The sequence below is a fragment of the Paenisporosarcina sp. FSL H8-0542 genome, from assembly GCF_038632915.1.
Lineage (GTDB): Bacteria > Bacillota > Bacilli > Bacillales_A > Planococcaceae > Paenisporosarcina.
The window spans coordinates 2,017,451-2,029,763 of record NZ_CP152050.1 but is presented as its reverse complement, the minus strand read 5'-3'; the positions used below and the strand labels follow the sequence as shown (position 1 = coordinate 2,029,763).

Annotated in this window: 15 protein-coding genes; 14 read left to right on the top strand and 1 reads right to left on the bottom strand. The window is 40.0% G+C overall.

The window, feature by feature from the left end:
• Positions 1–8 precede the first annotated feature (8 nt).
• From hisC to MHH33_RS10450, 11 genes are all read left to right on the top strand, one after another.
• Entirely contained in the window at positions 9–1,109 is a 1,101-nt protein-coding gene (gene hisC / locus MHH33_RS10500) for a histidinol-phosphate transaminase (protein ID WP_342541708.1), read from the top strand.
• Positions 1,106–2,206 carry a prephenate dehydrogenase gene (locus MHH33_RS10495; RefSeq protein WP_342541707.1) on the top strand — a complete coding sequence of 367 codons (1,101 nt, stop codon included), beginning with the start codon at positions 1,106–1,108 and terminating at the stop codon, positions 2,204–2,206. Before hisC ends, MHH33_RS10495 begins: the two co-directional genes overlap by 4 nt.
• 232 nt (positions 2,207–2,438) lie before the next feature.
• Positions 2,439–3,746 (top strand): 3-phosphoshikimate 1-carboxyvinyltransferase, encoded by a 1,308-nt coding sequence (gene aroA / locus MHH33_RS10490; protein ID WP_342541706.1) that lies wholly within the window; start codon positions 2,439–2,441, stop codon positions 3,744–3,746.
• Positions 3,747–3,822: 76 nt separating this feature from the next.
• Positions 3,823–5,076, top strand: coding sequence for a tetratricopeptide repeat protein (locus MHH33_RS10485; protein ID WP_342543763.1), 1,254 nt, complete (start codon positions 3,823–3,825; stop codon positions 5,074–5,076).
• 13 nt (positions 5,077–5,089) lie between these two features.
• Positions 5,090–5,644 carry a ReoY family proteolytic degradation factor gene (locus MHH33_RS10480; RefSeq protein ID WP_016427407.1) on the top strand — a complete coding sequence of 185 codons (555 nt, stop codon included), beginning with the start codon at positions 5,090–5,092 and terminating at the stop codon, positions 5,642–5,644.
• 47 nt (positions 5,645–5,691) lie between these two features.
• Positions 5,692–6,135, top strand: coding sequence for a YpiF family protein (locus tag MHH33_RS10475; protein WP_016427406.1), 444 nt, complete (start codon positions 5,692–5,694; stop codon positions 6,133–6,135).
• Between the two features lie 164 nt (positions 6,136–6,299).
• The gene (locus MHH33_RS10470) at positions 6,300–6,803 is read left to right on the top strand and encodes a ubiquinol-cytochrome c reductase iron-sulfur subunit (RefSeq protein ID WP_016427405.1); all 504 of its coding nucleotides are present in this window, start codon (positions 6,300–6,302) and stop codon (positions 6,801–6,803) included.
• Between the two features lie 20 nt (positions 6,804–6,823).
• The gene (locus tag MHH33_RS10465; RefSeq protein WP_016427404.1) at positions 6,824–7,498 is read left to right on the top strand and encodes a cytochrome b6; all 675 of its coding nucleotides are present in this window, start codon (positions 6,824–6,826) and stop codon (positions 7,496–7,498) included.
• Between the two features lie 41 nt (positions 7,499–7,539).
• Complete coding sequence (locus MHH33_RS10460; RefSeq protein WP_016427403.1) at positions 7,540–8,301, top strand: menaquinol-cytochrome c reductase cytochrome b/c subunit; 762 nt, start codon at positions 7,540–7,542, stop codon at positions 8,299–8,301.
• Between the two features lie 62 nt (positions 8,302–8,363).
• A complete protein-coding gene (locus MHH33_RS10455; protein ID WP_342541705.1) occupies positions 8,364–8,963 on the top strand; it encodes a DUF1405 domain-containing protein in 600 nt (199 codons plus the stop codon).
• A 53-nt stretch (positions 8,964–9,016) separates the two neighbouring features.
• Positions 9,017–9,703, top strand: coding sequence for a zinc metallopeptidase (locus tag MHH33_RS10450; RefSeq protein WP_036659379.1), 687 nt, complete (start codon positions 9,017–9,019; stop codon positions 9,701–9,703).
• A gap of 74 nt (positions 9,704–9,777) precedes the next feature.
• Here the strand turns inward: MHH33_RS10450 and MHH33_RS10445 are convergent, their stop codons facing one another.
• Positions 9,778–10,647: a YitT family protein gene (locus tag MHH33_RS10445; protein WP_036659377.1), complete on the bottom strand. Its 870-nt coding sequence runs from the start codon at positions 10,645–10,647 to the stop codon at positions 9,778–9,780.
• 108 nt (positions 10,648–10,755) lie between these two features.
• On the opposite strand from MHH33_RS10445, the gene MHH33_RS10440 reads away from it, so the two are divergent.
• The 3 genes from MHH33_RS10440 to mgsA are packed head-to-tail and all read left to right on the top strand — an operon-like array spanning position 10,756 to position 12,309.
• A complete protein-coding gene (locus MHH33_RS10440) occupies positions 10,756–11,091 on the top strand; it encodes a nucleotide pyrophosphohydrolase (RefSeq protein ID WP_016427399.1) in 336 nt (111 codons plus the stop codon).
• Positions 11,088–11,885, top strand: coding sequence for a 4-hydroxy-tetrahydrodipicolinate reductase (dapB, locus tag MHH33_RS10435; protein ID WP_304412219.1), 798 nt, complete (start codon positions 11,088–11,090; stop codon positions 11,883–11,885). Before MHH33_RS10440 ends, dapB begins: the two co-directional genes overlap by 4 nt.
• 19 nt (positions 11,886–11,904) lie before the next feature.
• Entirely contained in the window at positions 11,905–12,309 is a 405-nt protein-coding gene (mgsA, locus tag MHH33_RS10430) for a methylglyoxal synthase (RefSeq protein ID WP_016427397.1), read from the top strand.
• The last annotated feature ends 4 nt before the right edge of the window (positions 12,310–12,313 follow it).

The following is a 12,313-nucleotide window of genomic DNA, read 5'->3' as shown; positions in this document are numbered from 1 at the left end:
GAATGACGATGAAGTGGAAAAACCAATTAACAGGGATGAAACCATATCAACCAGGACGTTCAATCGATGAAGTGAAAAAGATCTATGGCTTAGATCATATCGTGAAGCTCGCTTCGAATGAAAACCCTTTTGGAACATCTCCAAAAGTCCGTGAATTCCTGGAAAACCAAGCGATAAATCATGCCATTTATCCAGATGGATACGCAAGTGGTTTACGTCATGCTTTGGCAGAAACGGTAGGTGTGGCAGAAGAACAATTGTTATTTGGAAATGGATCGGATGAAATTATCATGATGATTTCTCGTGCTTTGCTTCAGCCAGGAGTTAATACTGTCATGGCAATTCCTACTTTCCCACAATATCGACATAATGCGGTGATTGAGGGTGCAGAGGTTCGTGAAGTTCAATTGAAAGACGGGGCTCATGACTTGGAAGAAATGGCTCGCCAAATCGATGAAAAAACAGCAATCGTTTGGTTGTGTTCTCCAAATAATCCGACAGGTACGCTAATCAATCATCAGCAGATGGAACAATTCATTCAAAAAGTTCCCGAAGAAGTACTTATAGTGGTTGACGAAGCCTATTACGAATTCGTAACTGACCCCGCATACAAAGAATCCGTTGATCTCTTAAAAGATCATGGCAATGTCATTATTTTGCGAACGTTTTCGAAAGCATATGGACTTGCAGGTTTTCGAGTCGGTTATGCAGTGGCACAAAAGGAACTGATTGCTCGTCTGGATCCGGTCCGTGAACCATTCAACAATACAGTAATCAGTCAAGGCGCTGCATTGACGGCACTTCAAGATACGGCATTTCTTAAGGAATGTATTATCAAAAACGAATTAGGAAAACAGCAATTTAATGAATATGCCACAAAACATGACCTACATATGTATCCCACTCAAGGAAACTTTGTACTTCTTCAAGTAAAAGCTGACGCCGATACAGTATTTGAAGGTCTCCTTAAAAAAGGCTTTATTATCCGTAGTGGAAATGCACTTGGAACACCGGGATATATTCGAATCACTATAGGTACGACTCAACAAAATGATGCATTCTTAAAAGCGTTGGCGGATGTTTTAAAAGAATTAGAGGTATTTGCATGACAACGCATGTTCTAATCGTAGGTCTGGGTTTAATTGGTGGTTCATTGGCATTGGCCATTCAAAAGAATCCTGAAGTGAAAGTAATTGGCTTTGATTCGGACTCACACACCGTTCGTAAAGCCAAAAAATTAGGTGTCATTCATGACATGGCACTCAGTATAAAAGATTCTGCAAGAATGGCAGATATCATTGTATTTGCGACTCCAGTCAATGCCACGCTTCAGTTAATGAACGAAGCACAGCATTGGCAGCTTAAAAAAGGTGTCATCCTTACAGATACCGGCAGTACAAAGAAAATCATCATGGAAAAAGCAAAATCACTTAAAAAACTTGACCTTACATTTATTGGCGGACATCCAATGGCCGGTTCACACAAAAGTGGTGTTGAAGCAGCGAAGGCTCATTTATTTGAAAATGCCTACTACATGCTTACTCCATTGGAACAGGAAGATGAAGAAAAAATTCATACCCTTGAAATGTTGTTGCAACCGACAAAGGGGAAGATTCTCCGAGTCTCTGCGTCTGAACACGATCATATGACCGCTGTAGTCAGTCATTTTCCACATTTGGTCGCTGCGTCCTTGGTTCACCAATTATCCAGTGAGAATGAAGAATTTCCCTTCACTCGCCAATTGGCAGCAGGTGGTTTTCGGGATATCACACGGATTGCTTCATCGAATCCTGTGATGTGGAGAGATATAACCATTCAAAATCGAATCGAATTGGTCAATCAATTGACAAAATGGCAAAAAGAAATGGACACAGTAAAAACGTTGCTTATGCAAGCGGAACCTTCAAATATAGAGCACTACTTTTCAAGAGCCAAATACGTCAGAGATGAATTGCCGATTACTTCACAAGGCGCCATGTATTCTGTATTTGATCTGTATGTGGATGTTCCTGATTATCCTGGTGTCATTTCTGAAATAACAGGACTACTGGCAAAACACATGATCAGCATTACAAACTTGCGAATTGTTGAAACGAGGGAAGATGTTTTTGGGATTTTGGTCATCAGCTTTCAGACAATCGAAGACCGAAATAAAGCGGGCGGTTGTATCGCAAATGAAACAATCTACGAAACGTATATATCATAGAGTGAGTCTGCTCTCTTTCCGCGGACGAATGGCAAGCCTCCTCGGGCCAACATGATGTTGGTCACCCACATGAGCGTTAAGCATGAGACCAACGCTTACGCAAATGTACGATTAACTAAATCGTTTAAGATAGTCTATAAAGAGAGAGTATAGCTTCTCAAATCTGCGAAGAAAAAAGATGAATTTATACTGAGCAATTATTATCCAATAAGAATATAAGGATGTGAATGGATTGAAGGACTCCATAAAATTACAAGCAGAGCAAGTAGCCCTTCGTGGAACAGTTAGAGTTCCTGGAGACAAATCAATTTCTCATCGCTCTATCATGTTCGGGGCAATGGCAAAAGGTAAAACAACGGTTAATGGTTTTTTGCTTGGAGATGATTGTTTAAGTACAATTTCCTGTTTTCAAAAATTAGGTGTCGATATTCAAGTGAATGGCAATCAGGTTACGATTACGAGCGATGGGATGGAAAGTTGGAAAGAACCTTCTGAAATTTTGGACACAGGAAATTCTGGGACAACTACTCGTTTAATGCTTGGAATATTAGCCGGATCTAACGTTCACAGCGTTCTTGTAGGGGATGAATCAATCGCTAAAAGACCGATGAAGCGTGTAATCGAACCTTTAAGGCAAATGGGTGCACAAATCTCTGGCAGAAGTGGGGGGCAGTTCACTCCACTTGCAATACAAGGCACTGATTTGACTGCAATAGACTACACTATGCCTGTTGCCAGCGCGCAAGTAAAATCAGCCATCCTTCTTGCTGGTCTTCAAGCGAATGGTGTAACGACAGTACGGGAATCAGAAGTTTCACGAGACCATACCGAGCGTATGTTACGCCAATTTGGTGCTGACATCACTTGTCAGGATGGAGTCATTCAACTCCAGGGTGGTCAAAAGCTTTCTGCAACACATATTGAAGTGCCAGGAGATATATCCTCAGCTGCATTCTTTTTGGTGGCAGGAGCAATTGCGAAAGACAGTAGCATCCACTTGGAACATGTCGGTTTAAATCCAACACGCACCGGCATTCTCGATGTGTTGCAACAAATGGGAGCCAAGTTGGATATTGAATTGGAAAACGGCGGGGATGAAGAGCCAATAGGACGTCTGTCGATACAATCTTCACAGCTCAAAGGCATTGAAATCGGCGGAGAGTTAATTCCCCGCTTGATTGATGAAATTCCAATCATTGCATTACTGGCGACCCAAGCTCAGGGTACGACGGTGATTAAAGATGCAGAGGAATTAAAAGTAAAAGAAACAGACCGCATTACAGCAGTTGTAGATGAGTTAAAGAAATTAGGTGCCGATATCGAGGCTACCGAAGACGGAATGGTCATAAATGGTCCTGTTACTCTTACAGGAGGGGTTCTACAGTCTTATGGAGACCATCGCATCGGAATGATGGGCGCAATCGCTTCAGTGATTTCGACAGGACCTATCGAAATTGAACATGCTTCGTGCATTTCCGTATCTTACCCCAACTTCTTTGATCATTTGCGAAATGTGTCAACTTGTGAAACTCTCCGCTAGCGGGGAGTTTTTTCTTGTGAATGGGGTAGTCGTGATGTAGCATATGGTATGAATAGAAAGAGAACGGGTGATGGAGATGGAAATAAGTCAACAATTTATTGAAGCGATTGAAGCGGGCGATTTGCAGACCATACAGTCTTTAATCGAAACATTGCAACTTTCAGGGGAACCAGATGCTCAATATGAGATTGCAAATATGCTAGTTCAAGCTGGATATTTAAAAGAAGGTGAACAAATACTGGAACACCTTCAGTTTTTGTTTCCTAATGAAGCGCAGATCAAGATTGATAGAGCACAGATACTCATGGAAATTGACGAAGAAGATGAAGCCTTACTTTTGCTGACAAGCATTGAAGGGCATGAGGAAGAATATCCACAAGCATTACTGAGTCTAGCTGATTATTATCAAATGCAAGGGTTTTACGAATCGGCAGAGCAAAAAATCAACCAAGCACTAGCACTATTGCCGGGAGAGCCTTTATTGATTTTTGCCAAAGCGGAACTTTTACTTGAAACAGGAAAGTATCTCGAAGCTGCACGACTATATGAAAACTTAAAAACCACAACAGATGAAATTGCCGGGGTACGTTTATCCGAACGTTTAGCTGAAGTTTACAGTGCTGGAGCGGCATATGAAGATGCCATTCCTTTTTACGAAGAATCACTATCAAACCATGTTACGCCAGATTTGCTTTTTGGTTATGCTTATGCCGCATTCCAAGCGGGGCAGTATGATTTATCAGTTCGTAAACTGAACGAAGTAAAGACATTGGACCCAGACTATTTCTCTGCACACTTGCTCCTGTCGCAAGCCTATAGCATGCTAGAAGACCATGAACAAGCATACCAGGCAATTCTTGAAGGATTAAGTCGTGATGAATATGATAAGGAATTGTATTTATTTGCCGGCAAAATGGCCTTGAAACTAGGTAAAGTGATAGAAGCTGAACAGCATTTGCGTCAGGCAATCGCACTGGACCCAGAATATATGGAAGCGACGTTGACTCTAGTGTCATATTTACACGCAGAAGAACGCGATCAGGATGTCATTGAATTGATTGAGATCATTTCAAATAATCAAGATGATTGGTCCGCGTTATACCCATTTGCGGCTGATGCCTATGCGAAAGAAGAAAATTTTGAACGTGCATACGATTTTTATTCTTTGGCATATACTGATCATAAGGAAGACCCGTTGTTCATGGAAAAATACGTTTATTTTCTGCTGGAAGAAGGAAAACGTGATGAAGCCCTAGAAATAGGTAGACAATTAGTTCTTTTACAACCTCATGAAGAAAGATGGCAAGACCTGATTGAATCATTGTCGTGAAAGGAGGAGTAGTATGACCGCATCTGTTTCTGTGATGGAAAAGAAAGAATTTGTGCGTTGGTTTTTGAAACGATATCAAATGAAACGACGAGAATGCGTATGGATCCTCAATTATTTGTTAAGTCATGATGATTTACTCCAAAAAGTACATTTTGTAGAAGAAGCACATTACTGCCCAAGAGCGATGGTTATGTCTGTTACAGAGTCGAATGGCGTGCCTTTTCGCTTTTACAAAGGAAATTTAATGACTGCAGATGCCGAGAAATCATTTCACGACTTACGTTTAAATCCAAATGAAGACATGTTTATTCAGTTGAATTTTCCAAATGTACCACCAAGTTCAGAGTATTTGGCGGTTTTGGAAGAAAATCCATTTATGCCGAAATACCTGCATATTAACGACAAAGATCGTCTTATAGCTGAAGAAGTGCTTAAAGTCAGCATGAATTCATTTAGAGAAGAACATATATTGAAACAAATTGATGAAGCTTTGGACGCCAATGATAAAGAACGATTTTTTGAATTGTCTAAATTGCTACAAGGGATGAAAGAATCATCCAAATCTTAACTTCATCGTATATGCGATGAAGTTTTTTGTTGAGAGGAAATGAAGATATGTACTGGAACTCAAAAGATATAAATGTATTTTTAGAACAGAAAGAATTTGTTGATACAGCCGTAATCCCTTTGTTACTAATCGATGGACAAGCCAGCCAACTGAAACAAAATGCATCAAGCGCTGAATTTTTGATGTCTCTTACCGCTTTTATCGAAAATCAATTTAAAGGACGAGTGGTGTTAATGCCACCGATATCGTATACGAAGCGTTCCAATAGGCAACAATTAGGGAATGAATGGACGGAAACATTGAATGAAGCGGGCTTTAAGCACTTGTTTTTTGTTTCATGCGATATGACGTGGGGAAATGAAGTAAGTGAATTAAACGTTATTTATACGCCTTCTATACCACTTGAACACATGGACCAGAAATTGCGTCAATCCGTTCTGGAAGATCAATTGAGACAAATAATTCCGGTATTTGCAAATCGCTGGGAATAGGCAGTTCAATAAGCTTCAAGAAATGTTCACAAAGTAGATGTTCGCAACTAAAGGAATATTGACCTCCGTTTTTTATTGAGCTATCATAGAACTGTCCTAGTTTTACTATTTTTTGTATAAGTATGTCCGTTGGACTGACCTTTAAAGTTAGAGGGGGGAAAAGGATGAGTAACAATCGTGTATCAAGACGTCAATTCCTAAACTACACACTAACCGGTGTTGGTGGGTTTATGGCTGCAGGTATGTTAATGCCGATGGTTCGTTTTGCAATCGATCCAGTATTGCAAAAAGCTGGAGGCGGAGACTTTGTACCAACTGATAAAAAAGTGGCTGATATCACTGATGTGCCGGAACGCGTAGACTTTTCATTTGAACAAGTAGATGCATGGTATACATCTGAAGTCACAAGCACTGCATGGGTTTACAAAAAGGGCGACAAAATTATCGCGCTATCTCCAGTATGTAAACATTTAGGTTGTACGGTAAACTGGGCAGGTAGCCCGGATCACCCGGACCAATTCTTCTGTCCATGTCACGGTGGTCGATATGAGAAGAATGGTAAGAACGTACCAAAAACACCACCTCTAGGTCCGTTGGATGAGTTCGAAGTACGTGTGAAAGATGGTCTTTTACAAATCGGTAAAACACGACCAAATACATTAGTTTAAAGTAAGGGGGTACGACGTCAGTGCTAAATAAGATTTATGATTGGGTGGATGAACGTCTGGATATTACTCCTATTTGGCGTGATATTGCAGATCATGAAGTTCCAGAGCACGTTAACCCTGCACATCATTTTTCAGCATTCGTTTATTGTTTCGGGGGCTTAACGTTCTTCGTCACTGTGATTCAAATTCTTTCGGGTATGTTTTTAACAATGTACTATACGCCAGATATTGAAAATGCATGGAAATCCGTTTACTACTTACAAAACGAAGTAGCATTCGGTGAAATTGTGCGTGGTATGCATCACTGGGGAGCTTCACTTGTAATCGTTATGATTTTCCTTCATACATTACGTGTATTCTTTACAGGTTCTTATAAAAAACCTCGTGAACTTAACTGGGTTGTCGGCGTATTGATTTTAGGCGTCATGTTAGGTTTAGGATTCACGGGTTACCTACTTCCTTGGGACATGAAAGCGTTGTTTGCAACGAAAGTAGGTATTGAAATTGCTGCATCCGTGCCATTTATCGGAGGAGCTATTAAAACCTTGTTAGCCGGCGATGAACACATTCTCGGTGCACAAACGCTAACACGATTCTTTGCGATTCATGTATTCTTCTTACCAGCTGCTTTGCTTGGGTTGCTTGCAGCACACTTTATCATGATTCGTAAACAAGGTATTTCAGGACCGTTGTAAAAAAACAGCGTCTTTGATGATTTCTAAAAGGAGGGGACAATATGCATCGCGGAAAAGGGATGAAATTTGTCGGGGATTCTCGTGTACCTGCTAATCGCAAACCGAATATTCCAAAAGACTATTCCGAGTATCCGGGTAAAACAGAAGCTTTCTGGCCAAACTTTTTATTGAAAGAATGGTTGGTTGGTTCCGTTTTCTTAATTGGTTATTTAATCTTGACTGTTGCACATCCATCACCACTTGAACGCCAAGCGGATCCAACAGATACAGGTTACATTCCACTACCGGACTGGTATTTCTTGTTCTTATATCAATTGTTAAAATATGAATTTGCTTCTGGTCCATATAATGTTATCGGAGCAATCGTTATTCCAGGACTTGCGTTTGGTGCACTAATGCTTGCACCATTCTTGGACAAAGGTCCAGAACGTCGTCCATTTAAACGTCCTTTACCAACGGCATTTATGCTACTTGCATTGGCATCAATGATTTACCTTACTTGGGAATCAGTGGTCAACCATGACTGGGAAGCAGCAAAAGCTCAAGGTGAAATTCGTGAAGAAGCACAATTCGACACAGAAGCGGAAGGGTATAAAATTTACTCTGAAGCATCTTGTATAGGCTGTCACGGTAATGCATTTGAAGGTGGTATCGGTCCATCTTTAGCAGCTACTGATAAAACGGCTGAAGAAATTATGGAAATCGCGAAAAATGGTAAAGGTACAATGCCAGCTGGCTCGTTCAAAGGTACTGAAGAAGAATTAAAAGAGTTAGCTACATTCATTGATGAGTTAACACCATAATTGATTTTAAAAAGAGAGTCAGGAAACTGGCTCTTTTTTTGTACATAAAGGAGTCGTAGGAAGTGCATACTTTACTTACTCAAATTAAATTCATATTATTTCATAAATCATTCATGTGGTTGTTGCTCATCGTAAATATTTTAGGAACTGCTTATGGGTATTACTGGTATGGGTGGCAACTTGCAATAACGGATCCGATTTTCTTGATTTTCGTACCCGATAGTCCCACAGCCAGCTTATTTTTCTCAATTGCTCTATTTGGATGGCTGATTAACCGAAATTTCAAGCTTATTGAAGCTCTCGCTTTGATTACGCTTGTAAAATATGGATTATGGGCAGTAGTAATGAACATTTGGACACAATTTGAAGGGAGTCCAATTGGTGCGGTCGGATGGATGTTGATTGCGAGTCATTTTGCGATGGCCGTACAAGCAGTACTATATATACCTAACTATAAATTCACGTGGAAACATATTTTGATAGCATCGATCTGGACGTTACATAATGATGTTATTGACTATGTCTTTGGACAAATGCCAATCTATCGTAGCTTGAGCGAACATTTTCAGGCAATCGGCTATTTTACATTCTGGTTATCAATCGCTTGTATATTACTTGCGATTAAGGTCACTAAATCGTCACCTCTTCAGCAGCCTAAATAGTTGCTCATTTATTGCAGGGCAGATAAAATAAGTGGTAGATAGAAAATAGGGAGATGATCCATTTGGGTTTTTTGATATATTTTGCCGTATTATTATTGTTACCAATTTACGCGCAATATAAAGTAAAGAGTACGTATAAAAAATACTCAAAAGTACGTTCTACATCTGGGATGACTGGTGCTCAGGTAGCACGTTTAATTTTAGATCAAAACGGTTTACAAGATGTTAAAGTGGTTGAAAGTCGCGGTTACTTGAGCGATCACTACAATCCTATGACGAAAATTGTCGCATTATCTTCGCACAATTATCATGAAGCTTCAGTCGCTGGTACTGCAATTGCTGCCCATGAAGTTGGACATGCGATTCAGCATAAAGAAGCTTATTCATTTTTGAAATTCCGCCACATGTTAGTACCTGTAGCAAACTTCTCTTCAAATGCATCATGGATTTTCGTGATGATCGGGATTTTTGCAAGCATGTCCAATATGTTGTTATTGGGAATTGTTTTGTTAGCCGTAGGGTTATTGTTCCAAATTGTTACATTGCCAGTAGAATTCAATGCTTCAAGTCGTGCCATGACTCAAATCGTTACTCTCGGAGTCATCCGTAACGAAGAAGAAAAACATGCACGTAAAGTATTGAATGCCGCTGCCATGACGTACGTTGCTGCAGCTGCTGTAGGGGTTCTTGAGTTGTTACGTTTAGTGTTAATTTATACAGGCATGAGCCGAGACGAATAGAATCAAAAAAAAACTCACGTGCATGATTGACATGCCACGTGAGTTTTTATATCCAACTAACTTATATCATTTGCTTAATCCAGTGGACGTTTTTGCTCATCCAACGTAAATCCTTCGCCCATAACGTCATGTACTTCAGTCATTGAAACAAAGGCATGGGGATCTATGGATGTGATGATGCTTTTTAAGCGGACAATTTCGTTCTTACCTACCACACAATACAAGACTTCACGGTCAGATTTAGTAAAATGTCCAAAACCTCTTAATACGGTTACGCCTCGTTCCATATCGTTTGCGATTCGATCTGCAATCTCACTTTGGAATTCCGAAATAATAAATGCACCACGTGCTGCATAAGCACCTTCCTGCACAAAATCAATCACCCGCGCTCCAATAAAGACCGCCACTAACGTATACATCATGGAACGTGAATCCAAGAATGTTAACCAGGAAAGTAGAATGACCGCTGCATCAAACATGAACATCGTTTTTCCCATACTCCAGCCAAAGTATTTATGCGCCAGTCTGGCAATGATATCCACGCCTCCAGTCGTGCCGCCATATCTGAAAATGATACCAAGCCCTACGCCAACAAAAACTCCTGCAAAAAGGGCAGCGAGGAACAAATCATCTTGTATATGTATATTGATTTCATAGATTTGAAAAATCTTTAAAAATACTGATACGGAGACAGTCCCGATGATTGTATATACAAATACTTTTTGCCCTAGAAGGCGCCACCCCAGAATAAACATGGGAATATTAAGTAGCAAATTCATTAAAGCTGGATCTAGTTTGAATGCAAAAAATAATATTAAGGTGATTCCACTAAATCCACCCTCACCAAGCTCGTTTTGAATGTTAAAATGAACAAAACCAAAGCTGAATATTGCTGCTCCTAACATAATGAAAAATATATTTTTAAACTTAATGCCTTTCAACACTGAAACACCCCATTTTCTGAAAAAGAATCCTTCGCTATTATCATTCATTTTTAGTATTTTGACAACATCATTCCTTATTATTAGGATAAGGATAGGAGCGTGAAAAGAATGACGAATGAGAAAACTATTCAAACTTTGCAAAAAGAAGTCGACGATTATATTGGGAAATTTAAAGAAGGTTATTTTCCTCCCTTTGAAATGCTTGCACGAATGACTGAAGAACTAGGTGAATTGGCAAGGGAAGTTCAACATGTGCATGGTATAAAGAAGAAAAAATTGACTGAAGCAAAAAAGAGCATGGAAGAAGAATTAGGCGATTTGCTGTTCGTTCTTATCTGTTTTGCCAATTCTGAGAACATTGATATGCAACGAGCACATGACCGTGTAATGGACAAATTTAACTCAAGAGATAAAAATCGTTGGACGTTAAAGGAGGAAGAATAATGATTCGAGTTGCTATAGGTGGACCACGAGGCAAAATGGGACAAGAAGCTGTACATACTATCATGAATAATGAGAATATGGAATTAGTGGCAGTACTTGATCATAAAGAAATAGGAGATCTATTAAGTGAGTCTCCAGAATTTCCTGCAGGCTATGATGTACCCGTATTTTTGAATCTAGATAGTCTGATCTCAGCAATCAGACCAGATGTTTTCTTGGACTTGACTACACCCCATCAAGTCTTTGAACACACGACGATGTGTTTGCAAAATGATGTAAGACCAGTAATCGGCACAACAGGGTTTAGCGAAGCACAACTAGAGTTATGCACGAAAATTGCAAAGGATAATGAATTAGGTTGCATTATTGCACCTAATTTTGCGATAGGTGCCGTATTGATGATGAAATTCGCATCCATGGCTGCTGCTTATTTTCCGGATGTTGAAATCATTGAGATGCACCATGATCAAAAACTAGATGCCCCATCTGGTACAGCTTATAAAACAGCTCAAATGATTGCGGAAGTACGACCAGCACATAAACAAGGACATCCATTAGAGGAAGAAACGTTGCCAGGTGCAAGAGGTGCATCCTATGATGGAATACCAATACATAGTGTAAGACTACCTGGAATGGTAGCTCACCAACAAGTGATGTTTGGTGGAGATGGGCAGCTGTTCACACTGCGACATGATTCTTTCAATCGACAATCTTTTATGTCTGGCGTGACATTTTCTATAAACCAGGTGATGGATTTAAAAGAACTTGTGTACGGACTCGAAAACATTTTATAAATGATAGGATGCGAACCTCATGAAAATAGCTTTAATTGCGCATGACCGTAAAAAAGATGATCTGATCCAGTTTGTGACTGCTTATCGTGACATTTTGGATGAGCATGAACTCTACGCTACAGGAACCACGGGACAACGGATTATCGATGAAACAGGTTTAGCCGTAATCCGTTTTCAGTCGGGTCCACTTGGAGGCGACCAGCAAATAGGTGCCATGGTTGCAAAAAATGAAATGGATATGATTATATTCTTCCGTGATCCGTTGACTGCCCAACCTCATGAGCCTGATGTGACTGCGTTGATTCGATTATGTGATGTGTATCAAATTCCTTTGGCTACCAATATGGGAACTGCAGAAGTTTTATTAAAAGGTCTGCAAAAAGGCTTTATTGATTGGCGATTACTACAAGAAAGACGTTCTTAAGAAA